The sequence below is a fragment of the Streptomyces panaciradicis genome (assembly GCF_023516615.1).
Taxonomy (GTDB): Bacteria; Actinomycetota; Actinomycetes; order Streptomycetales; family Streptomycetaceae; genus Streptomyces; species Streptomyces panaciradicis.
Genome location: NZ_JAMGBF010000082.1, coordinates 1 through 23,260 on the forward strand (window position 1 = coordinate 1; position 23,260 = coordinate 23,260).

Here is a 23,260-nt window from a genome sequence, read left to right on the forward strand (position 1 = left end):
GAGACCGTCCGCGCGGAGGCCCTCTGTGCGGTCCTTCCGCCAGAGGCCGCCTGTGAGCAGGCCCCCCGCTCGGGGCTCCTGCCGCGGGCGTCCTGTGTGGTCCGCCGGCGGCTGCTCCTCCCCTGCACCGGCCCTGAAGGCGCCCTCTTCGTGTCGTTCGCCGGGTGGAGGGGGCGGGGCGGTCTCCGGTGCGGTCGTCCCGGGGCCCGGTTGCTCCGTGTCCGGATGGGGGTTCTCCCCCCGGTGCCGCTGCGGCAGCTCGCGGGTCGGGGCCTCCGAGGGCGCCCACAGGGCCGGTTCGGTCGCCGGGGGGAGGACCGCCGTGTGGCCGGGGCCCTCGTCCGGCTCGTGGACGCTCACGACGCCGGCGAACAGGCCGATCAGCGCCAGCAGCTGGGCCGCGTGCCCGAACGTCCCGTGGCCGGCGCCCGCCGGTTCCCCGGCCCCCGTCGCCGCCGCGATCCCCGCCCCCACGAGCGCGGCGAACGCGATCGGGACGAGCAGGGCGTGCCGGCGGGAGGCCAGCAGGGCCAGCGCGAGGACGAGCAGGGCGAACCATCCGGCGATCACGATCGCCACCACCGTCAGCGCCACCGTGCCCAGCCACAGCCCCGGCAGCGGCGGCACCGGCTGCGCCGGATCGGGGTTCGGTTCGCGCCGGCGCCATACGGCCAGCCCGATCACCGCCGCCAGTCCGACCGCACCGCCGATCAGCCCGCCCTCGTACGTGGTCGCGGGCTCGTACGACAGCTTGACCGTGCCGCCCGCCCCGGCCGGGACCCGCCAGCCCTGCTGCCAGCCGTCGAGCCGGACCGGCGTGAGCTCCTTGCCGCCCAGGGTGGCCTTCCAGCCGTCGTTGTAGTTCTCGTACGTCGTGAGATAGGTGGCGCCGCCCGAGCCGACGGTCAGCTCGCGCCGGTCGCCGAGCCAGTCACGTACCGTCAACTGCCGTGTCCCGGCGGACGGTTCGCTCACCGTGCCGTGCGTCAGCGTGACGTCGGTCAGGACGAGGGGACCGGCGTCGCCTGCCTCCACCCGGTGGGTCCCGGCGGTCAGCTCCAGGCCGGTGGCCTTGCGGCCTTCCTGGCAGAGCGTCACCTCGACCTGCCGGCGTTCCACCAGGTCCCGCACGGTCCCCCGCACGCTCGTCGCGTACAGCTTCCCGTCCACCGCCACGGCCGGACCCTGCCCGCAGGGCAGCGAGAAGGCGCGGGAGGCGCCGGGCTGCTTGGTGCGGTACTGGTCGAGGGCCGGGATGTACGCCTCGCTCAGCCCGACGGGCAGTTGCAGGTCCTCGTCGGCCACCGGGTTGTGCAGGGTCAGCGGCGCCGCCTGCGTGATCGTGATGTCGAGGCGGTCCGTGGTGATCGGGTCGAAGCGGGCCACGCCGTTCTCGTCGACCCCGGCGATCGTCGCGCCGTCGGGGGAGCTGATGTCCACCTGGGTGGCCCGGGTGGACAGCCCGCCCGCCGGAGCCAGGACGATCTCCCCGACGGGCTGCTTGCCGTTCCAGCTCAGATGGATGGTCGGCCGGTCGCCCGCGACCCAGGCCGTGGTCAGGTCGCCGTCGGTGAGGTTGCGCGCCGACAGCCCCGCGCCCAGGGCGGCCGTGGAGTCGGCGGTCGCGACGATGCGGTTCTGCTGGTCGGGCGCGACCCGGTAGAGCAGCCTGTCGAGCTCCGCGCCGCTCACCGGCACCGCACCCGCCGTCACCTCGTACGTCCCCGCCGCGGCCGTGGTGAACCGGCGGTGCAGGCCGGCCTCCGTGCCCGTCGCGGACAGGCCGGTGGGGTCGGGGACGCGGTGCAGGGAGATCTGCGTGGCGGCGGCGTCGGAGGCGCCGTCCGCGTCGGTCGGCAGCCGCAGCAGACGGGTGACCTGGACGTGCGGCAGGGCGATCTCGGAGAATCCGGCACCCGTCAGACCCGCGTGGCGGCGCTCGGAGTCGACGATCGTCAGCTTCATCCACCGCGTCGCGCCCGCCGGTGCCTTGACCGACTGCGTCTGGCCGTTGGGCCGCAGGAAACTCGTCCTGCTCCCCCTCTCCGTCTCCACCCGCACCTTCGTGGCCGCCGACCGCACGCTCGCCTGCGGCAAAGGCGTCACCTTGAACGACGACGGCATGGCGTAGGAGTCCGTGAAGCCGATCCGCAGCCACTGCCCGTCCGCGGAGCCGGGAGCGCCCTCGGCCCACGCGGTGTCCGGGTTGCCGTCGAAGGCGTTCACCGGGTCGTACTGGGGCAGGTGGAAGAGCCAGTTGCCGGTGGAGGAGGCCGTCACCGAGCGGGCGCCGCGCAGCTCGGCCACCGTCTGGTGGGCGATGCCCTCGGTCGGCAGGATCTGGTGCGGCTTCTTCCCGGCGTCCTGCACGGCGTCCGGCGCGTTGCGCTCCGAACTCGTGTACGTGTACGAGGTGTTGGCGCTGACCAGCCCGAACCGGGTGTCCGCGCGGCGCAGCCCGTCGCCGACGACCTGCAGAGCGGGGCTGCCGAGTCCGGGGGTGTTGTCGCCGGTCAGCACGGTCGCCCGGCCGCGCAGCTCGGTCGCGAGCGGCAGCAGGGCCTCGGGTCCGCCGGAGACGACGGCCGTGTCGGAGACGGGCAGCAGCCGGGCCTGCCCCGGGCGCGGGACGTCCTTGCCGCCCGGCTCGTAGATCTCGACCGCCCGCTGCCGCGGGTACAGGCCCTCCACCTGGAGCGGGGCGTCGTGCGCGATCGTGCCGCCGGTCATGACCGGTCCGAAGCCCGTCACCCGCACATAACCCGACTGCTGAAGGGTCCGCTTCACGGTGGTGGTCGGGACCGCGCCGATCTGGTCGGGGTCGAGGTCGTTGCGTACGACGACGTAGTAGATGCCCGCCCGGCTCAGGTAGTCGGCCAGGCCCGGCACCTCGCTGCCGGAGGCGAGGGCGTTCTCGACGGCGTCCATCGCCCGCCGGTTGCCCGGGGTGCCGAAGGGCACGTAATCCCGTTGCGCCCAGCGGGACTTGGCCAGCACGTCGAGCGGCTGGTCGATGGGGGAGCCCCAGCTGTAGATGCCGTGCGCGGTGGCCGGCACCACCAGGGCGCGCGAGTCGGGGGAGTACTTCTGCAGCCAACTCGCCGTCGTCTTCCAGTACTCGGGCAGCTCCTGGAAGGACCCCGGGTTGAGGATCGAGCCGTTGAGGTACGGCCACAGCAGGCCCGGCAGGATCAGCACCGCCGCGACGAGCGGCGCGAACCGCCGCCCCCGCACCGGCCGGGCGCCGCGCGACTCGGCGGCGACACCCACCACATGGGCCAGCCCGAGGACCAGCGCCAGGGCGAGCCCCGTCTGGAACTTGTAGATGTTGCGGAAGGGGACCAGCCAGCCGTTCAGCCAGTCCTGCACGAGCCCGTGGAAGGGCGCGCCGAACGCCCCGCCGTACCCGGCGAGCAGCACCAGCGCGCACACGATCACGGTCAGCACCAGCCACCGCCGCTCGGGCATGTCCCGTCTCGCGAGCCCGGCGAGCCCGAGCCCGGCCGCCAGCGCCGAGCAGACGATCACCACAACGGAGGCGGCGACCGTCCATCCGGCGGGCAGCCACGCCTGCCCGAAGTGCAGATAGGCCACCCAGTTGCCGGCCCCGCGCAGCGCCTCGGTGCCCGACATGGTGGCGGTGGTGGTCTGCGCGGTCTCCACGTAGGGCAGGAAGTTCTCGCCGTACACGCCGAGCATCAGCAGCGGGATCCACCACCAGGCCGTCGCCACGACGACGCCCGGCACCCACCAGGCGATCAGCTTGCGCTGCCGTGGCCCGGGCGGCCGGGAGAGCAGATACAGCCCGACGGGCAGCAGCGAGGCCAGCGTCGACGCCCCGTTGACGCCGCCCATGAACGGCACGACCAGCGCCGAGCGCAGGGCCGCGACCCGGGCGGTGTACCGCTCGTTCGCCAGCGGCAGCAGCACCCACGGCAGGAAGGCGCCGGGCAGGACGGCGGCCGACGTGGAGCCGACGACGATGGTGAACACGGGCCACAGGGCGTACGCGATCCCCGCGAGCAGCCGGGAGCCGCCGCTGCCCACCCGCAGCCTTTCGGCCAGCCGCAGCGCGCCCCAGAAGGCGACCGACACGATCAGCGACATCCACAGCCGCTCGGCCAGCCACACCGGCAGGTGCACGAGGTGGGCCAGCCAGTAGAACGGCAGCATCGGCCACAGATAGCCGGCGTACTGGTCCTGGATCCCGCCGAAGCCGCCCTGGTCGTGCCAGAGCTGCCCGAGGTCGGAGAGGAACGCGCCGGGATCGGTCGTCACGCCGAGCTTGGTGTCGAAGGTCTGCCGTCCCGGGTGCACCACCAGGAACAGCACGAACATCACGGCCCAGAACCCGACCAGCCAGCGCCGCGACCGCGGGCCCTCCGGCGGACCCGAGGTGGCCGCGGTGGTGGGGACGGCTGCCGGAGGTGGGGCCTGGACCGTGGTCGTCATGGTGGACACCGCCTGAGGATGAGGAGGAGGTTCCAGGTGGCGAACTCCCTGATGCCGGGCGCCTTGACGACCGCCTCGGCGAGGAAGGGCCAGTAGCGGGAGCGCGCCGAGACGACCGTGACGTCGTCCCGGGCGCGCACCTGCCGCAGGGTGGTGCCGATGTGCACGGCGAACAGGTTCTCGCCGAGGGTGTGCTTGGCCGGTCTTCCGGTACGGCGCCGGTAGCGGGCGCGGGCCCGTTCGGCACCGAACCAGTGCCACGGGGCCCACTCGTGGCCGCCCCAGGGGGACAGCCAGTTGGTGAAGGACACGTAGATCAGTCCGCCGGGCCGGGTGACCCGGACCAGTTCGCTGAGGAAGGTCTGCGGATCGGCGACGTGCTCCAGCACGTTGGAGGAGAAGGTGACGTCGGCGACCCCGTCGGACAGGGGCAGCAGATAGCCGTCGGCGATCACCGTGCCCTCGGGCGGCTTCCCGCCCAGCTCGCGCACGTCGGGCTCGAAGAGGTGGGCGTGGGCGCCGCGGCGGCGGAACTCCTCGGTGAAGTGGCCGCTGCCGCCGCCGACGTCCACGACCGTCCGCCCGGCGACGGGGCCGTCGTAGGCCTCGACCTGGTCGACGGCGTCGCGGGCGAGCAGCGCGTAGCAGGTCCCGGGATCGTCCTGCTCGTGGAGGAACGCCCGGAAGAGGGTCATCGACCGGCGTATCGAGGGGTCCTTGAGACCGGTGCCGGTCATGGGGTCCAGCTCCTCACCGCCTCGGCGGCCACGGCGCGGAACTGTCTGACCGTGCGATGCCAGCGGTAGCGGGCCGCCCGGTCCCGCGCGGCCTTGCCCATCGCCGCACGGCGTTCCCCCGACAGGGCGAGCGTGCACCAGGCGGCCGCGAACGACGACTCGCCGTGGGCCAGTACGCCGGTCTCCCCGTCGACGACGGAGTCCCGCAGGCCGGGCACGTCGAAGGCGACGGTCGGCGTCTGCCGGGTCGCGGCCTCCGTGACGACCAGGCCCCAGCCCTCCACGGCCGAGGGGTGCAGCAGCAGCCAGGCGGCGCACAGCAGCCGGTGTTTCTCGGCCTCCGAGACATGCCCGGCGAACTCGACGCCGGGACCGGCGAGTTGTTCCAGCCGCTGCCGCTCGGGGCCGTCGCCCACGATCACCAGCCGGCCGCCGGTGACCGGCCGTACGCGTTCCCAGAGTCTGAGCAGCAGGTCGATCCGTTTGTACTCGACGAGTCTGCCGACCGCCACGAACAGCGGCTCGGCCGACCGCTCGGCCCGTGGGCCGGGCTCCTCGACGCCGTTGTGCACCACGCGGATGCGGTCCCTCTCGACACCGATCGCGCGCAGCGCGTGGGCCGTGGAGGGGGAGACGGCGACCATCAGGCTGCGGTGCTGGGCGCCGGTCAGCGCCCACTGCTCCAGTCTTCGGCCCAGTCGCGCGGCCGGCGTCAGGGGCCCGCCGAACCGCATCTTCCACAGGTCGGAGTGGACGTGGTTGACCAGGCACAGGGTGGGGCCGCGGTGCCAGAGGGGCGCGAGGTAGGGCATGCCGTTGCAGACCTCCACCAGCAGATCGGTCTCGCCGACCTGACGGGCGAAGGCGGACCGGGCGCGCAGGTAGTGGCCGAACTCGCCGCCCGCGGAGACGACCTTGTAGTCGCGGTACGCCGCGGGGCCGCCGCAGATCAGCGTCACCTGGTGGCCGAGTGCGGTCAGGCCCTCGGCGAGCCGGTCGACCAGCAGCTCGGAGCCGCCGGCGGCCGGGTTGTCGAGGTCCCGATGGGCGAGGAAAACGATTCGGCGCGGGTGTGGGGGGAGCGCCGGGAGGTGCTGCGGCGCCCTGGAACGAGCGCTGCGCAGCGGGGATGGCACGTGCTGGGGCATGGGTGCTCCAACTCGTCTCAGGGTGCGGAACTCAGTGGTGGCTTTCCGGACGTGTTGTGGGGGGGACTGAGCTCTTCCTGGGCGTGGGGTGTGGACGGGCTGTGCTCGGGTGGGATTCGACAGTTTTCGCCGCGCCGTTCGCCACGGCTACTCACCGAGGTGACAATTTCCGGCTTTATTAGAACTGACGTCATGTCACATCGTGAGCTGGGGCTGGGGCGATCGGGAGTTTTCGGCCAATTCGGGGCGCTTGCGTCCTCGTACCACCAAAACCGCCCCCAGTGCCGCCAGTACGAATCCGGCCACCGCGGAGGCGATCGGCAACGTCTGCCCCACCATGCGCAGCTGGCCGCTCTCCTTCTTCGCCTGCTTCACCTGTTCCTTCTGCGTCGCGGTGGTGAACCCCAGTTTCCCGCTGTCCAGGAGCACCACCGCGTCCTTCTTCGCACCGGGGGCGCGCAGGGTGCGCCGCGGGCCGACCTGGGCGTAGAGCACCCGGCCGGTGCGCTGGTCCACGACCAGCTCGATGCCGTGGTTGGAGTACCACTCCTCGGCCAGCACCTGCGGCTTGCTCTTCTGGCCGACGATCGTGCCCGGCACCAGCCGCGTGCCGATCTTCGTCGGCGGCACACTGCCGGTGAACCGGTAACCCGTGTACCCCTGGACCTTGCGCGTACCCGCGTAGTGCAGCACCACGGTGTCGCCGAGCGAGTTGTCCCACCACGTGTAGGAGCGTCGCCGCACGTCGAAGGGGAACTTCAGATACGCCTCGCCCTCGAAGTAGGGGTTCTCCTTGCAGCAGTGGACCGGTCGGTTGGTACGGCGGTCGGTCACCCAGCGGTTGAGGAAGAACTCCAGGGCGTCGTGCGGGTCGGCGGCCGGCAGCGACTTGTCCGTGTCGACCGTCGTCGTCACGTCCCACACCGCCCGCCCGCTCTTCTCGCTGTCCGCGACGTTGCCGCGCACCTGCTGGGTGACCGTGATGCGCTGGTCGTCAACTGTCTTGATCTCGTCGGTGTCGAAGTAGCTTCCGGTGCCCTGGTAGACGGCCGTGGTGTCGATGTCGATCGGGTTCACTGCGGCCCGCGGCTCGACGTACCAGACCAGCATCGGCGCCAGGACCAGCAAGAACGTGCCGAGTCCCAGCAGAATCAGCGAGAGGGGGGAGGCTGTACGGCGCATCCGGACACTCCAGGAGGAAGGGACGACGGAGTTCGGGCCGCTCTATGAGCGGAGGACCGTAGGCCGCTCTTGACGGGGTGTCAATGGTTGTCGAGACTGGGCCGACAGGCAGAGGTGGGACACCGGGGTGGGGACGACCTTCCGTACGGAGAGGCTGACCCTGCGATGTCCAGACTGCTCGCCGCCGCGCTCACCGTCGTGGCCGCCGCGGCCCTAGCCGTGGGCGCCGCCCTCGGCATCGTCGCCCTGCTCGACGCCACCCCCGACCAGCCGAACACGCCGTTGATCACGTACGAGCAAGCCGGTCAGGGGAGTTGACCGGTGACGCCCGCGCATCCGCCGGCCGTCACCACCCGCTCGGCCTGGCACGACGTGCCCCGTCTCCAGGTCCGCCGCTTCGCCGCCATCGCCATGGCGGAGGCGCCCGGACTCGCCGAGGAGATCCTGCGCGAGATCCGCCGCGAGTACCCCCACCTGCCCCTCGTCCTCGACGAGTCGGGCGAGCCCATGGCGCTGGTCGGCATCCGCCGGGCCATCGAGGTCTTCGTCCAGCACCTGGAGACGTCCGAGGGCCGCCTCACCGTCCCGCCCGGCGTCTTCCAGGAGTTCGGCCGCGGCGAGGGACTGCACGGCCGCTCCCTCGACTCCCTCCAGGCGATCTACCGCATGGGGGTGCGCCTGGCCTGGCGCCGCTTCGCCGAGATCGGCCAGCGGGTGGAGATCCCGCCGCCCGCCATGTACGAACTCGTCGACGCGGGCTACGAGTACCTGGACGGCCTGGTCGACCAGTCGGTCCGCGGTTACGCCGAGGCCGCCGCACGGCAGGCCGGGGAGCGTCTGCGCCTGCAGCGCCGCCTGATGGAGCTGCTGCTGGCCGAGCACCACCGGGGGGACACGGCGGAGGCGCTCACCGAACGAGCCGCCCGGGTCGGCTGGCCGCTGCCCCGCAAGGTCGCCGTCGGGGTCCTGCTCCGCCCGGCCCGCGAGGCCGTCGCGCCCGCCGTCGGACAGGGCGTACTGCTCGACCTGGACTACGAGCAGCCCCGCATGGTCGTCCCCGAACCGGACGCCGCCGGCCGCCCCGAACTGCTCCACCGGGCCCTGACCGGCTGGTCCGGCGCGATCGGGCCGCCGGTACCGCTGGCCGACGCGGCGAAGTCGCTGCGCTGGGCCGAGGCGGCCGTCCGTCTCATGGAGCGGGGGCTGCTGCCCGCCGGGGACGTCCTGTACTGCACCGAGCACACCGAGGCCCTGGTGCTGCTGCAGCCGGAGGAACTGATCGACGACCTCGCCCTGCGCTGCCTGGCACCGCTCGCGCACTGCGGCCCGACGCACGGACGCCGGCTGGCGCAGACCCTGCTGGCGTGGCTGGAGACCCGCGGCGGGGCGCCGGAGGTGGCCGCACGCCTCGGTGTCCACCCCCAGACGGTCCGCTACCGCCTGCGCCAGATCCGCGAGCTGTGGGGCGACGAGATCGACGACCCCGACCGCCGCTTCGAACTGGAACTGGTGCTGCGGGCACAGAGGTTGAGGGGGATGCTGGGGGAGAAGGGGCAGCGGTGACGCCGGCCGTCACCGGGCCCGGCGCTGCCGCCGCCAGGCCTCGTAGTGGTCCAGCACGGTCTCCTCGACGGGCCGGTACGCGATCCCCAACTCCTCCTTCCCACGGCGGTTGTCGACCTCGAACCGTATGCCGAGGTGCTTGCGGATGTAGTCCTGGGTGAGCCCGAAGGCCGGACCGAGGACGCGAACGGGCCAGTGCGGCAGGCGGGTCCGCGGCAGCCGCAGATCCCTCGGGTACCGCGAACGAACGATCCGCGCCATTTCATGGAAGGAGGTCATCCGCTCGGCGGCGACGATGTACCGCCCCTGGGCGTCCGGCTTCTCGGCCGCGGCGATGTGCGCGTCGGCCAGGTCCCGGACGTCGACCGTGGTGAAGCTGAAGTCGGGGGCGCCGTAGAAGAAGTAGCCCTTGAAGAGCTCCTCCAGGAGGAAGAGGCTGCCGGACTCGGAAGCGGGGGTGAGCGAGGGCCCCAGCACGAGCCCGGGGTTCACGGCGACCATGCTCCACCGCTCCTGAGCCTCGGCGGCCTCCCAGGCGGCTCGCTCGGCGACGGTCTTGGCGTAGTGGTACGGATTGTTGTGCACGGTGCTGGTGGTGTTGAAGTACTTCTCGCTCAGCACCTGCCCGTCCATGGCGAGCACGTCGACGTAGTCGCCGAAGACGGCACCGACGGTGGAGGTGAGCACGAGCCGCCTGACGGTGGGCGTCCGCTCGACACTCCCGATCACGTTCCGCGTCCCCACCAGCGCGGGCTCCACCATGTCCCGCTGCCCGTCCTTGATCCTCTCCGGCATCAGAAACGGCGAGGCGACATGGAACACCACCTCGCACCCCTTCATCGCCTCGTCGAAGTCCCCATCGACAAGAAGATCGGCCTCGAACAACTCCAGCCGCCCGGGGTGATCGTCCTGCATGGCCCGCAGGGGCGCGACCTTGGCGGAGTCGGCGACGCTCCGGACGGTGGCCCGCACCTGATGGCCACGCTCCAGAAGCCGCACCACCAGATGACTCCCGACAAACCCACTGCCACCGGTCACCAGGACGTCCATGCGTACTCCTATCTCGTCGGGTCTCATCGGCACGGGGTTTCTTCACTCTCGGACTCATGCGTTCCGCGCAGAACCATTGCCCGGGCAAACGCGCTATGCCTACCCTGTGTTCGTCATGCCGATCGTCTGTTGAAATTTCGAACACAGGCGCCTAGGAAAACAAGGGAGGGGGCCGGTCGTGGGACGCCTCGTACCTGCGGTGACTCGGGCTCTCGACATTCTCGAGCTCTTCCTCGACGGGGACGGGACGCTCTCCGCCCCCGACATCGTGCGCAGGCTGCAGCTGCCGCGCACCACCGTGCACGAGTTGGTGACCACTCTCGCCGCCCGGTCGTACATCGTCCAGGTGCCGGGGCAGCCGGGACGCTACCGGCTCGGCGTACGGCCGTACCAGCTCGGCAGCCGCTACGCCGAGCAGCTCGACCTCGCGGCCGAGGGGCAGCAGGTCGCCCGGTCCGTCGCCGAGACCTGCGACGAGACCGTGCACGTGGCGATCCTCGAAGGCACCGACGTCATCTACATCGCCAAGGTGGACTCCACGCACGCGGTACGGATGGTGTCCGCCGCCGGGCGCAGGCTGCCCGCGCACTGCACGTCCGTCGGGAAGATGCTGCTGGCCTCCCTCCCGGAGCCGGAACTCACCGCGCGCATCCCGGACGACGCCGAGCTCGTGCGGATGACACCGAACAGCATCACCGAGCCCGCGGCCCTGCGCGAGGCCCTCGCGCAGATCCGTGAGCGGGGGATCGCCGTCGAGAGCCGGGAGTCCAACCCGGACGTCAGCTGTGTCGCCGCACCCGTCCGCGACCGCACCGGCCAGGTCGTCGCCGCCCTGTCCATCTCCGTCCCGATGATCCGCTGGAGCGACGACCGCCGCGCCGAGCTGGAGCAGCTCGCCGCCAAGGGCGCCGCCGAGCTGTCGGAGCGCCTCGGACACCGGACCGTCGCATGACGGCCTACGAGGTGGCGGTGCGCGCCGAGGCGACCCTGGGCGAGGGCCCGACCTGGGACGCCGGCGCCGGGCGGCTGATCTGGATCGACATCCTGGGCGCGCGCGTGCACACGTACGACCCGGTCACCGGCCGGCGCACGGTCCGCGTCACCGACCAGCACGTCGGCGCGGCCAAGCCGCGGGCCGGCGGCGGGCTGGTGCTCAACCTCCGGGACGGCGTCGGGCTCGTCGACCCGGACGGCGCCTTCCGCTGGCTGCACCGCGAGCCGGTCCCCGGCCGCCGCGGCAACGACGCCGCCGTCGCCCCCGACGGCTCCCTGTGGGCCGGCACCATGCGCTACGACGAGGCCCCCGGCGGCGGCACGCTCTCCCGGATCACCGGGGACGGCTCGGCCGAGGTCGTCCTCGGCGACGTGGCCGTGAGCAACGGCACCGGCTGGAGCCCCGACGGGCGCCTGATGTACTACATCGACTCGCCGACCCGGCAGGTCGACGTCTTCCACCACGACAACGGCCGGATCACCGACCGGCGCCGCTTCGCGCAGATCGAGGAGGACGCCGGCTTCCCCGACGGGCTGACGGTGGACGCCGACGGCTGTGTGTGGGTGGCCCTGTGGGACGGCGCCGCGGTACGCCGCTACACGCCCGACGGCGAGCTGGAGCGCGTGATCGAGCTGCCCACGCCCCGCGTCACCGCCTGTGCCTTCGGCGGCCCGGAGCTGACGGACCTGTACATCACGACCGCCCGCGTGGGCCTCACGTCACCCCACCCGGTGGCGGGCTCCCTGCTGGTCGTCCCCGGCGCGGGGAAGGGCCTGCCCCAGCCGGCGTTCGCGGGCTGAGCGTCCAGAGGGGCGGCCGGGCGGCACGCGGTACGGCCGCCCGGTCCCGCTCCCCGGGTCCGGGCGGGCGGCGCCGGGGGTCCCCGCCCGGCAGGAGGGGCCGCAGCGTGGCGGCGAGGCGGCGACCGAAGGCGTCGGCCTCCGCCTCCTCGGCCGCGCGCGAACCGTCACGAGCCGCCACCGACAGCGCCGCACCGCTCCACTCGCGTTCCCCGGCCAGTGCGGTCCCGGCCGTGTGGTGATGGCTGTGCCCGACATGCAGATGCCACAACTCGTGGCCGAGAATGACCAGTTGCTGGGCGCCCTCGGCCCGCTCCTCGACGATGACGAGGTCGAAGTCCTGGAAGCCCACCCACAGCCCGGTCACCTCGATCTCGTCCGGGAACCGCTCGAACCGCAGCTGGACGGGCCGTCCGCCGCGCCGCGCGCTCATCTCCTCGCACAGGGCCCGGCACAGCTCCCGCGCGCCGACCGGCGGCCGCGTCCTGACCCGCAGGGCGGCGTGCAGCCCCTCCGCCAGCTCCCGCATCCCGGAGGCTCTCGGCGAGCGGCGCAGCCTCCCGGCGACCCGGGCAGCCGTCCTCCGCACGCCCGCGATGTCCATCGCTTCCCCTCTCGCCGCCGAGCAGGCCGTTCGAGACTACGCCGGTGGTTCAACCATGAACGGCCCCGTCTGGCCGGAAAAGCGTGCCCGAACCATTGACGGGCAAGCGCTTCCTCTTTACGGTCCCGTTCGAAGTCACGAGCGTAGGTCGACATGTCGAACGCGACCGAACAGCCCCCGCAGCCGCCGACGCACCACGCACCAGCCACCCCGAAAGGCGCACATGCACACCGCCCGCTTCACCCTCGACCCCGCCTTCACCGTCGGCGAGGTCAACCCCCGTCTGTTCGGCTCCTTCGTCGAGCACCTCGGCCGCTGCGTCTACACCGGCATCTTCGAGCCGACCCACCCCACGGCCGACGCCGAGGGCCTCCGCCAGGACGTCCTCGACCTCGTCCGCGAACTCGGCGTCACCGCCGTCCGCTACCCCGGCGGCAACTTCGTCTCCGGATACAAGTGGGAGGACTCCGTCGGCCCCGCCGAGGACCGCCCCCGCCGCCTCGACCTCGCCTGGCGGTCCACGGAGACCAACCGCTTCGGACTCGCCGAGTACATCGCCTTCCTGAAGAAGGTCGGCCCGCAGGCCGAGCCGATGATGGCGATCAACCTCGGCACGCGGGGCGTGGCGGAGGCCCTGGAGCTCCAGGAGTACGCCAACCACCCCTCCGGCACCGCCCTGTCGGACCTGCGCGCCGCCCACGGCGACAAGGACCCCTTCGGCATCAAGGTCTGGTGTCTGGGCAACGAGATGGACGGCCCCTGGCAGACCGGACACAAGACGGCCCGCGAGTACGGCCGCCTGGCCGCCGAGACCGCGCGTGCCATGCGGCAGATGGACCCGTCCGTGGAACTGGTCGCCTGCGGTTCGTCCAGCCAGTCCATGCCGACCTTCGCCGAGTGGGAGGCGACGGTCCTGGAGGAGACGTACGACCTGGTCGACTACATCTCCCTGCACGCCTACTACGAGCCCCAGGACGGCGACCTCGACTCCTTCCTGGCCTCCGCCGTCGACATGGAGTCCTTCATCGAGAACGTGGTCGCCACCTGTGACCACGTCGGCGCCAGACTGAAGTCCCCCAAGAAGATCAACCTCTCCTTCGACGAGTGGAACGTCTGGTACACCTCCAGGTGGCACGAGATCGAGAACTCCTCGGCGCGGGACTGGGCCGAGGCCCCCCGTCTGCTGGAGGACAACTACAGCGTCCTGGACGCGGTCGTCTTCGGCTCGCTCCTCATCGCCCTGCTGCGGCACGCCGACCGCGTCACCGTCGCCTGCCTCGCCCAGCTCGTCAACGTCATCGCCCCGATCATGACCGAGCCCGGCGGCCCGGCCTGGCGGCAGACGACCTTCTTCCCCTTCGCCCAGGCCGCCCGGCACGGCCGCGGCGAGGTCCTCGACGTGCGCGTGCAGTCACCGACGTACGAGACGAGCAGGTACGGCGAGGCCGATCTGCTGCACGCCACCGCGGTGCGGGCCGCGGACGGCACCGTCACCGTCTTCGCCGTCAACCGCTCCCGGACCGAGGCGCTGCCCCTCGAAGTGGCCCTGAACGGACTCGACCTGACGTCCGTGGCCGAGCACAGCGTCCTCGCCGACGCCGACCCGGACGCCCGCAACACCCTCACGGAGCCCGAGCGGGTCGTCCCGCACGCCGTCGAGGGCACCGAGGTCCGGGACGGCACCCTCACCGCCGTACTGGAGCCGCTGTCCTGGAACATGATCCGGCTGGCCTGACCGTCACAGGTCCGGTCCGCGCGGTCAGACCGGCAGCACCGGAACCCCGCCCGCCGCCGCCCCCAGGAGCGTCAGCCGTACGTCCGACGGCCCCGACGGTGTGGTTCCGTCGGACAGTACGGCGAGAGCGAGTGTGTTGGAACCTCGTGTGCGCAGAATCCCGTTCGGCAGGACGAAGGTGTGCTGCGGGCCCACGTCGTTGATGTACTGGCCCATGTTCCAGCCGTTGAGGAAGATCTGGACGCGGTAGGCGCGGGCCGGGTCGTCGTCGAGGACGAGCCCGACGGACGCGTCGATGCCGGGGTCGACCGCCAGCCGGAAGGACGTCCGGTACCAGGTCACGCCCTGCCGCCGGTCCGCGCGGGGCAGCGAGGCGGCCGGCCAGCTCCCGTCGGCGTACTCCGGCAGGTGCCAGCCGTGCCGCTCGCCGTACAGCCCGCCGGTGTTCTGCGGCCCGCGCTTCGCGTCCGGCGCCTTCTCGCCCTGGATGCGCCAACTCACCCGCGGCGCCGCCCCGTCGAAGGTGACCGCGGTCAGCCCGCGGGCCGCCTTGTGGGTGTCCTGCGCCTTGCCGTCCTGGTCGTGCTGCATCCGGCGGACGAGCACGGACAGCACGTGCGGGCCCGCCGTACGCGCCTCCGCCGGTACGGAGAACACCGCCGTGTCCGTCCATGTCCCCTTGCGCACGGTGCTGTTGTCCGGCACGGGCATGCGGTGGGTGCCCAGCGGCCGCCCGTCCAGCCAGGCCATCAGCAGGCCCTGCGTGCCCGTGCTGTAGGCGAGGGACACCGTTCGCGCGCCGCGGGCGTCGGTGAAGTGGCCGCGGTACCAGACGTCGCCGTAGTGGAAGCCGTAGTCGTCGGCGAAGAGGACGGGCTGCCCGGCGGGGACGGGCGTGGTGCTGTACGACGTCGTGCGGTCGGCGCGCTTCCAGGCGGAGTCGTCGTAGCCGGGCACCGACTCGGGGTTCTCGGTCCTGCGCCGCCAGCCCCCGCGCAGCGCGGGCAGCGAGACCTTCCCGACGCCGGGCAGCGGCCGTGCGGTCCGCAGACTTCCGGACGGTGTGGCCTCGACCGCCAAGTCCCGCCCGTTCCAGGAGAGTTCGGTGATGCCGCGCGGCCCCCACACCTCCAGTGCGGCGGCCGCCACCGTGTCCCCGGTGAGCCGGAGGGCCCTCCCCTTCACGGCCGCCGTCCGCACCAGGGCGGGACCGTGCGCCAGCACCGGCCCGGACGGGGTGTCGTGGGGGAACAGCCGCAGCGAGGTGTCGTCGTCGGCCAGGAGCAGCAGCAGCGGGTTGCCGGTCCCGTCGCCGGAGACCAGCACCCGGGTCAGGCCGTCGAGCCTGGCCTCGACGCGCAGCAGTCCGTCCGTGTAGGTGTGGGCCGCGCCGCCCTCCAGCACCGTCACCGCGGGCCGCTGCGGGTACTCCAGCACGGTCACCGTCGCCTCGCCCGGGCGTCCGGTGAACACGGCGATGTCCTGGTGTCCCGCGGTGAGGGAGAGCATCGGCTGCGCGGTGGAGCAGCGCACCTTCCGCCGGCCCAGGACCATCCCGGCGACGAGGAGGCGGGCGTCCTTCGCCGGGACGGTGACCGGCAGCCCGCCGAGGCCCGGCACGGACGAAGTCATCGCACGCGCACCGTCGTTGCGCGCCACGTACACGTGCGCCCCGGTGTCCGGATTGGTCAGGTGGTACACCCGCAGACCGGCCGCCTCCACGTCGGCGGCCCGGTCCAGCTTGGCGAAGTCCGGTACGTGGTGCAGCAGATGGCCGAGCTGGTGCATCGGGACGAGCTTGGCGGTGGGCTGCCGCCCCTCGTCGAGTGCGGCGCCGTAGTCGTACGAGGTGTAGACGACCGGCGCCGGCAGCCAGCCCCATGAGGTGCCGCCGTAGGTCATGTAGACGTTGTGCAGGGTGATGCCGTTGGCGAGGTTGGTGAGGTAGAAGCGCCGTTCGTACGCGGCGTCCCGCTGCCGCCGCGACTCCGCGTACCCCTTGCGGCCGAACCAGACCCCGCCCCACGGGTCGAACCAGCCGCCCCCGAACTCGGGCATGAACCCGGGCGTCCGCGGGCTCGCCGTGGCCCCGCCCTTCGTTCCGCCGACCCCGAAGTGCCCCCAGTCCGGCGGCGTCTGGGTGGGCGAGGGGTATCCGTCGAAGCCGTAGAGCCAACCCCCGCCCTCACCGCGGGTGTCGAAGGAGCCGGGGATCCAGTAGCCGTTCCTGCCCTTGTCGTTGTGGAACAGCGGGACGTCGATGCCGTCGGCCCGCACCTTGCCGTACAGGTGGGCCATGTAGTCGCGGCCCGTCGCCTCGGTGACGTGGGCGTCGTACTCGTTCTCGATCTGGTAGAGCAGGATCGTGCCGCCGCCGTCGGTGTACAGGTGGCGGGACGCGATCGCGTTCACGTGGGTGAGCCACTCGTCGACGTGCGCGAGGTACGCCGGGTCGGCGGTGCGTGCCGTGCCCCTGGCGGCGGTCAGCCAGCCGGGGAAGCCGCCGCCGTCGATCTCGGCGTTGATGTACGGGCCGGGGCGCAGGATGACGTAGAGGCCGGTCTCGGCGGCCGTGCGCAGGAACAGGTCCAGGTCGCGGATGCCGGTGAAGTCGTAGCTGCCGGGGGCGGGGGAGTGGTAGTTCCACGACACGTAGACGCTGACGGCGTTGTAGCCGTGGGCGCGCATCTTCTGCAGGACGTCCCGCCACAGGGAGGGGCTCGGCAGCCGGAAGGGGTGCATCTCGCCCGACCAGACCACCAGCCGCCGGCCGTCGACGACGAGCGAGTAGCGGTCGAAGCCGACGGTGTGGTGCCGGCCGTCCGCGGCGGGCGGCGCGGGCGCGGGTCCGGTCGGTGCCGTCGGGGCGGCGTAGGCGCAGTTCGCCGCGCCGCTGCCGCCGAGGGCCAACCCCAGTGCGGTGGTTCCGGCGAGAGTGCTGAAGGTACGTCTGCTGAGCCCCATGGGAGCCTCCCGTCGTGCCGGTCGGTGGGCGGCGCGTGCGGGCTCATTGTGTACGCGGGACCGGCCACAATGGTCGTATGAGGATCTCGGCACGAGCGGATTACGCGGTACGGGCGGTTCTTGAGGTCGCCGTTCGGCAGGACGGCGGACCGGTGAAGGCGGAAGCCATCGCCGCGGTGCAGGAGATCCCGCACAAGTTCCTGGAGGGCATCCTCGGCGACCTGCGGCGCGGCGGCATCGTCGACAGCCGGCGCGGCGGAGGCGGCGGCTACCGGCTGGCGCGCGAGGCCCGGGAGATCACCGTCGCCGACGTCATCCGGGCCGTGGACGGACCGATCGTGTCCGTGCGCGGCGAACGCCCCACCGGCCTGGAGTACACCGGCTCCGCCCAGCCCCTGCTGCCCCTGTGGATCGCGCTGCGCGCCAACGTCCGCCGCATCCTCGAAGGCGTCACGATCGCCGACCTCGCGGCCGGCGCCCTGCCCGAGCAGGTGCGGGACCTGGCGGCGGAGCCGGCGGCATGGGAGAACCCGTAGCCGCGGCGCGCTCTCAGGCTGTCCTCAGGTCGAGGTCCTAGGGTTCCGTCCCGTTTACTGGCAACAGGACGGGACCGACACATGCGCACGCTGATCCTGCTCGCCCTCGCGGGCCTGGGCGCCCAGCTGGTGGACGGCAGCCTCGGCATGGCGCACGGCGTGATCTCCACGGTGCTGCTGCTCGCCCTGGGCACCACCCCGGCCGCCGCCTCGGCCGTCGTGCACTTCGCGCAGATCGGCACCGGACTGGTCTCCGGCGCCTCGCACGCCCGCTTCGGCAACGTCGACTGGCAGGTCGTGACCCGGATCGGCGTTCCCGGCGCCGTGGGCGCCTTCGCCGGGGCGACCGTGCTGTCCCACCTGTCCACGGCGCTCGCCGAACCGGTGATGGCGGTGATCCTGCTCGTCCTCGGCCTCTTCGTCACCTGGCGCTTCACCGTGCGCGGCGTCCCGCGGGGGAGTACGGGCCGGCCGCCGGGCAAGCGGTTCCTGGTGCCGGTCGGGCTGGCCGCCGGGTTCCTCGGCGCCACCGGCGGGGGCGGCTGGGGGCTGATCGGCACGCCCGCGCTGCTGGCCAGTGGGCGTCTGGAGCCGCGCAAGGTGGTCGGCTCGGTCGACGCGAGCAAGGCGCTGGTGGCCGTCGCCGCGAGCCTGGGCTTCCTGTTCTCGCTCGGCTCGCAGGGCGTGAACTGGTCCTGGGTGCTCGCGTTCCTCGTCGGCGGCACGGTCATCGCCCCGGTCGCCGCCTGGCTGGCCCGCTTCGTCGCTCCGCGCGTCCTCGGCTCCACCGTGGGCGGCCTGATCGTGGTGCTCAACGCCCGCACCCTGCTCACCGACTGGTTCCACGTCCCCGGCACGGTCCGCGCGGTCGTGTACGTCGTCCTCCACGGCCTGTGGGCCGCCGCCCTGACGCACTCGGTGCGCGCCCATCGCCGGGAGCGGGACATCCGGACCGAACCCGCAACGGAGCCGGAGCCGGTCGGCGCCCGAGCGGTGTGAAATCCGCGCATGTGAATGGCCGGAGTTCGCCCTGACCACCGCCGCCGCGGCTTTCTACGATGCGGAGCGCCTCCGGCCTTCACAGAAACCTCACTGTTTCTCCAGAGAGTTCTCCGAGCTTTCCGGGGGGCCGGGGCGTGCCACCCCCCACTCACAGAATCCGGAGAGACCCATGTCTGGCGGACTCCTGCTGGGCGGCGCCGTAGCCGCTCTCCTCACCACCGCGATACCCGCGAACCCGCACTCGGGCGTCTTCGACAACCCGCCCCCGGACAAGATCGTCATCGACGTCGCGACCGTGAACGGCTCCGGCTGCCCCGCGGGCACGGCGGCCGTCGCCGTCGCCCCCGACAACACGGCCTTCACGGTGACCTACAGCCAGTACCTCGCGCAGGCCGGCGGCAACTCCGACCCCACGGCCTTCCGCAAGAACTGCCAGCTCAACCTGATCGTGCACGTCCCGCAGGGCTTCACCTACGCCGTCGCCAGCGCCGACTACCGCGGCTTCCTCTCGCTCCAGCCGGGGGCGAGCGCCACGCAGCGGGCGTCGTACTACTTCCAGGGCTCCTCGAACACCGTGCCCAAGACCCACCCGTTCAGCGGCTCGTACAACGACGACTGGCAGGCGACCGACTCCACCGACTGGGCCCAGCTGGTCTGGGCGCCCTGCGGGGTCCAGCGCAACTTCAACATCAACACCGAGCTGAGAGTGAACGCCGGGACCGCGAACCCGGGCAAGGTCAGCTTCATGACGATGGACTCGACCGACGGGGACATCAGCACCGTGTACCACATGGCGTGGAAGGAGTGCCCGGCGTCCTGAGCCGGCGGAAGTCCGGCGCGGAAAGGGGGTGGCCCCCGGTGCGGGCCACCCCTGCCGGTGCGGAGACGGGTCAGCCCTGCCGGCGGGCGTGCGCCAGGAAGTCCGTCCAGGACTCCGGCGAGAGCGCGAGCCGGCCGCCCTGCCGGTCCTTGGAGTCACGGACGTGGACGGTGCCGGGGGTGAGGGCGACCTCGACGCAGTCGCCGTCGCCGCTGCTGCTGTGGCTCGACGTGAACCAGTGCAGTTCGTCGCTGCTCATAGCGCTCCTCGCATCCGCTTCAACAGGCTCACGGAGTCTTCGGGGGTGAGAGCCTGCGAACGCATCCTGGCATACCGCCTCTGGAGCACGCTGATCTCTTTCGGGTCGCTGATGAACAACCCGCCACGCTGACCTTCGTTGTAGGCGAACCACCGGTTCTCAGGTGTCTCGAGCAGCTGCACGGGCCCCGCCAGACCGGCATGCGTGCCGTGCGTCAGCGGCATGAGCTGGATCTCGACGTTCCGCAACTGCCCGATCTCCAGCAGGTGGTCGATGAGTTCACGCGTGACCTCGACTCCGCCCGTGCGCCGGAGGAAGAGGTGCTCTTCCAGGATGAAGCTGTACGCCGTGTTCGGCCGCTCGCGCAGCAGCCGCTGCCGCTCGGCTCGCGCGGACCACCGCTCCTCGATCTGGACGTCGTCCAGCGGTGGCAACTGGCCGTCGAACAGGGCCCTGGCGTACGCCTGTGTCTGCAACAGCCCCGGAATCATGCGGCCTTCGTACGTGTACAAACTGATCGCCAGCTGCTCCAGCCGCGCCCACCGCCGAAACCAGGCCGCCAGCCCCGGCTGGCGGGCCAGTGTGGGCAGTGCTTTCCGGAGTGCGCCCGTGTTGCCCAGCAGCTCCTCCGCCCGTTCCACGAACGCCGTGTCGGGCATCCGGCGTCCCAACTCCACGGACGCCACCGTGTGTTTGGAGAACCGGACGAGATCGGCGTACTCCTCCCTGCTCATCCCCGCGTGCTCCCGCAGGGCCTGATGCACCGCCCCGAACGTCCGCATGCTGTCCGACGACTCCGGCTCACCGCCACCATCGACCACAGTCGGTCACCTCCCGCGCCCATGGTCACGGCCCGTCACGAGTACTGTCCAGTGTGTGACCGCGTACGCTGCGGCGGCGTACGCGCGCCCGGCCTGGTGAAGACGGGTGCGGGCCGGTCAGATGGGGGTCATGACCGCACGCCCCGCTCCCCAATGCCCGGTTACCGTACGTACGTTCACCCAGCGCCTCAGCTCCACCCCGCGAGGAGCCCGGCTGGCCCGGCACCTCGCCGTCGCCCAACTGCACGCCTGGGGCATCCCGCACGGCACCCCGCCCTCCGACGCCGTCGCCGCGATCGTCGCCGAACTCGCCGCCAACGCCGTCGTCCACGGCCGGGTGCCGGGGCGGGACTTCGAGCTGCGGCTCTCGCTCGTCACCGGCAGCGTCCGCGTCGAGGTCACCGACACACGGGGCGAGTCGAGACCGCCCGCCCCGGACGCCGTACGGGCTCCCGATCCTCTTGACGAGCGCGGGCGCGGTCTCGTCCTGGTCGACGCGCTCGCCGACCGCTGGGAGGTCCTGGACCACCGGACGCCCGGAAAGACCGTGCGCGCCGAGGTCGATGTGCCCGGGTGGCGCTCCCTGGCCGCGGCGACCGGCGCCTGAGCGCCGGCCTCAGGCTGCCGCGGGCGCCGCCGGCCGGAGGGCGGCCAGGGCGGTGTCCTGACGAGTGGTGACCCGCTGGATCAGGACGACGATGAGACCGGCCGCGGCGACGAACAGGGTCTCGGAGAGCACCAGGAGAGGCAGCGAGGTTCCGGACTGCGCCACCACGGCGAGGAGTGCGTGTCCGGTCCAGGCCGCCCACCAGGCGTTCACCAGGAGATCGTCACGCCTCCCGTCCGCGGCGGGGCCGCTGGCCCGCAGGGTCCCGAGCAGCAGTCCGCGGGGGAACCACAGGTTGGCCACCGGGACCAGCCATGCCGCGACGGCCCAGCCGTCCGACCCCAGCGCGGCGTCGGGCGAGATCAGGCGGGCGTTCTTCCGGCAGCGGCCGAACCACACCAGGAAGAGCACGGCCGCGACCGTCGCCGCGTACACCAGCAGCATCGACGCGAACGCCGACCGGTGGGCCGAGGTGCTCGCGGGATGCAGGTGGTGTGCATGGACGGTCGCGGCCCGGAACACCTCCGCGGCGGCGGTCAGAGGTATCGCGCCCTGCGTGAGGCGGGCGAGGAGCCGGGGAGCCCGGCTGTCGGGTCTGACGGGTTCGGTCATGGTGGGGAGCATAAGCGTTCACCTGTGCGATTTCCGCCAACTCCCGTGACTACGGGGACCGATGACGCGCAAACCGACGGCGTGGCCGGAAGCCGCTCGTCCATCCGTACGGGCTAATCACCCCGCTTTGTGATCTTTCGGTGAAGATCAAGGTGATATGAAACTCCTTGGCCGAAAGGACAACTTCAGAGGCGGGTATGGGGAAACGGTTCGACCCGGGCGCACAGGTCGGTGTGGTGATCGTCGGGGCCGGTCCGGCGGGCCTGGTGCTGGGCAATCTGCTGCTGGACCGGGGCGTCGACTGCGTGATCCTGGAACGGCGCGGACGGGCGGCGGTGGAGGGGCGGGCCAGGGCCGGGTTCCTGGCCGCCCACTCCGTACGCGTCCTGACCGAGCACGGTCTGGCGGCCGGGGTCTCGGCCCGGGGCAGGGCGCACGGCACCTGCCTCTTCCGCAGCGAGCGGGGGGAGTTCACCCTCGACTACGGGCGGCTGGGCAGGCGCGAGGTGCACACCGTCCACCCCCAGCAGGAGCTGGTGCGGGACCTGATCGCCGAGTACCTGCGCCGCGGCGGCGACCTCCGCTTCGACGCCGAGGTCGAGCAGATCGAGGACGGCAGGGTCCGGGTGCGCGGCGGCGAGGACGTGACGGGCCGCTACGTCGCCGGCTGCGACGGGCACCGCGGGGTCGGCCGGGCGGCGCTGGCCGCCCGGGGCGTGCGCACGGCCCGCCGGGACCACGGCGTCTCCTGGCTGGCGGTGCTGGCCGAGGCCCCGCCGAGCATGGCGGCCGTCGGATACGCCCTGCACGAGCGGGGGTTCGCCGGTCACATGGCGCGCACCGAGTCCGTCACCCGCTACTACCTCCAGTGCCCGCGCGGAACCGATCCCGCCGACTGGAGCGAGGACCGCGTCTGGGCCGAGCTGGCGACCCGCATGCGGACCGCCGAGTTCGGGCCGCTGCGCGAGGGCGCCGTCATCGACAAGGCGGTCGTCGACCTGCGCTCCGACGTGCTGCAGACCCCGGGCGCCGGGCGCCTGTGGCTCGCCGGTGACGCGGCCGGTCTCATCAGCCCGTCGGCCGCCAAGGGCGCCAACCTCGCCGTACTCCAGGCCGAGCGGCTGGCCCTCGCCCTGGAACGGGCGCTGGCCGGCGACGCGGACGGCCTCGCCGGATACGCCGCCGAGTGCCTGCCCCGCGTCTGGCGGGCGCACGAGTTCTCGCACTGGATGAGCGGCCTGCTGCACGGACCGGCCGGCGACGACGCCGAGGCCCGGTACGGCCGCGAGCTGCAGTACGCCCGCCTGGACAGCCTGCGCACCTCCCGCGCCCACCAGGACTTCTTCGCCGAGAACTACACCGGCATCTGACCCA

20 protein-coding genes are annotated in these 23,260 nt (G+C 72.3%); 10 read left to right on the forward strand and 10 right to left on the reverse strand.

From position 1 onward, the window contains the following. The 4 genes from M8J74_RS25575 to pgfA form a co-directional block, all read right to left on the reverse strand. Positions 1-4,452, reverse strand: a 4,452-nt coding sequence (locus tag M8J74_RS25575; protein WP_249838754.1) for an alpha-(1->3)-arabinofuranosyltransferase, incomplete at its 3' end; no start/stop codon positions are given. After that, positions 4,449-5,189, reverse strand: a complete 741-nt coding sequence (locus tag M8J74_RS25580) for a class I SAM-dependent methyltransferase (RefSeq protein WP_249838702.1) — start codon at positions 5,187-5,189, stop codon at positions 4,449-4,451. The genes M8J74_RS25575 and M8J74_RS25580, both read right to left, overlap by 4 nt. Then, positions 5,186-6,337: a glycosyltransferase family 4 protein gene (locus M8J74_RS25585; protein ID WP_249838703.1), complete on the reverse strand. Its 1,152-nt coding sequence runs from the start codon at positions 6,335-6,337 to the stop codon at positions 5,186-5,188. Before M8J74_RS25585 ends, M8J74_RS25580 begins: the two co-directional genes overlap by 4 nt. 195 nt (positions 6,338-6,532) lie before the next feature. Then, the gene (pgfA, locus tag M8J74_RS25590; protein ID WP_249838704.1) at positions 6,533-7,519 is read right to left on the reverse strand and encodes a cell envelope lipid trafficking protein PgfA; all 987 of its coding nucleotides are present in this window, start codon (positions 7,517-7,519) and stop codon (positions 6,533-6,535) included. A 165-nt stretch (positions 7,520-7,684) separates the two neighbouring features. Here pgfA and M8J74_RS25595 point away from each other — a divergent pair, with 165 nt between their 5' ends. Both M8J74_RS25595 and M8J74_RS25600 read left to right on the forward strand, forming a co-directional pair. After that, on the forward strand, positions 7,685-7,837 hold the full coding sequence (locus tag M8J74_RS25595) for a hypothetical protein (RefSeq protein ID WP_174267325.1): 153 nt from the start codon (positions 7,685-7,687) through the stop codon (positions 7,835-7,837). A gap of 3 nt (positions 7,838-7,840) precedes the next feature. Next, positions 7,841-9,082, forward strand: coding sequence for a PucR family transcriptional regulator (locus M8J74_RS25600; RefSeq protein ID WP_249838705.1), 1,242 nt, complete (start codon positions 7,841-7,843; stop codon positions 9,080-9,082). A gap of 9 nt (positions 9,083-9,091) precedes the next feature. Here M8J74_RS25600 and M8J74_RS25605 read toward each other — a convergent pair whose 3' ends face one another. Beyond that, complete coding sequence (locus tag M8J74_RS25605; RefSeq protein ID WP_249838706.1) at positions 9,092-10,132, reverse strand: NAD-dependent epimerase/dehydratase family protein; 1,041 nt, start codon at positions 10,130-10,132, stop codon at positions 9,092-9,094. Positions 10,133-10,310: 178 nt separating this feature from the next. On the opposite strand from M8J74_RS25605, the gene M8J74_RS25610 reads away from it, so the two are divergent. Then, a complete protein-coding gene (locus M8J74_RS25610; RefSeq protein ID WP_249838707.1) occupies positions 10,311-11,084 on the forward strand; it encodes an IclR family transcriptional regulator in 774 nt (257 codons plus the stop codon). Continuing rightward, positions 11,081-11,926, forward strand: coding sequence for an SMP-30/gluconolactonase/LRE family protein (locus tag M8J74_RS25615; protein ID WP_249838708.1), 846 nt, complete (start codon positions 11,081-11,083; stop codon positions 11,924-11,926). Before M8J74_RS25610 ends, M8J74_RS25615 begins: the two co-directional genes overlap by 4 nt. Here M8J74_RS25615 and M8J74_RS25620 read toward each other — a convergent pair. Then, positions 11,841-12,530 carry a toxin-antitoxin system, toxin component family protein gene (locus tag M8J74_RS25620; RefSeq protein ID WP_249838709.1) on the reverse strand — a complete coding sequence of 230 codons (690 nt, stop codon included), beginning with the start codon at positions 12,528-12,530 and terminating at the stop codon, positions 11,841-11,843. The two genes, M8J74_RS25615 and M8J74_RS25620, sit on opposite strands and share 86 nt — an antisense overlap. 223 nt (positions 12,531-12,753) lie before the next feature. Here M8J74_RS25620 and arfA point away from each other — a divergent pair, with 223 nt between their 5' ends. After that, a complete protein-coding gene (gene arfA, locus M8J74_RS25625) occupies positions 12,754-14,265 on the forward strand; it encodes an arabinosylfuranosidase ArfA (RefSeq protein WP_249838710.1) in 1,512 nt (503 codons plus the stop codon). Positions 14,266-14,289: 24 nt separating this feature from the next. On the opposite strand, the gene M8J74_RS25630 is transcribed toward arfA, so the two are convergent. After that, positions 14,290-17,229: a glycoside hydrolase family 35 protein gene (locus M8J74_RS25630; protein WP_249838711.1), complete on the reverse strand. Its 2,940-nt coding sequence runs from the start codon at positions 17,227-17,229 to the stop codon at positions 14,290-14,292. Positions 17,230-17,306: 77 nt separating this feature from the next. On the opposite strand from M8J74_RS25630, the gene M8J74_RS25635 reads away from it, so the two are divergent. From M8J74_RS25635 to M8J74_RS25645, 3 genes are all read left to right on the forward strand, one after another. Then, entirely contained in the window at positions 17,307-17,765 is a 459-nt protein-coding gene (locus M8J74_RS25635; RefSeq protein WP_058925493.1) for an RrF2 family transcriptional regulator, read from the forward strand. A gap of 81 nt (positions 17,766-17,846) precedes the next feature. Next, positions 17,847-18,764 carry a sulfite exporter TauE/SafE family protein gene (locus M8J74_RS25640; protein ID WP_249838712.1) on the forward strand — a complete coding sequence of 306 codons (918 nt, stop codon included), beginning with the start codon at positions 17,847-17,849 and terminating at the stop codon, positions 18,762-18,764. Positions 18,765-18,936: 172 nt separating this feature from the next. Then, positions 18,937-19,587 (forward strand): DUF4360 domain-containing protein, encoded by a 651-nt coding sequence (locus M8J74_RS25645; RefSeq protein ID WP_249838713.1) that lies wholly within the window; start codon positions 18,937-18,939, stop codon positions 19,585-19,587. Between the two features lie 70 nt (positions 19,588-19,657). Here M8J74_RS25645 and M8J74_RS25650 read toward each other — a convergent pair whose 3' ends face one another. After that, on the reverse strand, positions 19,658-19,846 hold the full coding sequence (locus M8J74_RS25650; RefSeq protein ID WP_249838714.1) for a DUF397 domain-containing protein: 189 nt from the start codon (positions 19,844-19,846) through the stop codon (positions 19,658-19,660). Continuing rightward, the gene (locus tag M8J74_RS25655) at positions 19,843-20,628 is read right to left on the reverse strand and encodes a helix-turn-helix domain-containing protein (RefSeq protein ID WP_249838755.1); all 786 of its coding nucleotides are present in this window, start codon (positions 20,626-20,628) and stop codon (positions 19,843-19,845) included. The genes M8J74_RS25650 and M8J74_RS25655 overlap by 4 nt, the downstream gene beginning before the upstream one ends. 169 nt (positions 20,629-20,797) lie before the next feature. On the opposite strand from M8J74_RS25655, the gene M8J74_RS25660 reads away from it, so the two are divergent. Then, positions 20,798-21,274: an ATP-binding protein gene (locus M8J74_RS25660; RefSeq protein ID WP_249838715.1), complete on the forward strand. Its 477-nt coding sequence runs from the start codon at positions 20,798-20,800 to the stop codon at positions 21,272-21,274. A 9-nt stretch (positions 21,275-21,283) separates the two neighbouring features. Here M8J74_RS25660 and M8J74_RS25665 read toward each other — a convergent pair whose 3' ends face one another. Continuing rightward, the gene (locus M8J74_RS25665; RefSeq protein WP_249838716.1) at positions 21,284-21,886 is read right to left on the reverse strand and encodes a DUF4328 domain-containing protein; all 603 of its coding nucleotides are present in this window, start codon (positions 21,884-21,886) and stop codon (positions 21,284-21,286) included. Positions 21,887-22,083: 197 nt separating this feature from the next. On the opposite strand from M8J74_RS25665, the gene M8J74_RS25670 reads away from it, so the two are divergent. Then, complete coding sequence (locus M8J74_RS25670; RefSeq protein WP_249838717.1) at positions 22,084-23,256, forward strand: 4-hydroxybenzoate 3-monooxygenase; 1,173 nt, start codon at positions 22,084-22,086, stop codon at positions 23,254-23,256. Positions 23,257-23,260 lie beyond the last annotated feature (4 nt).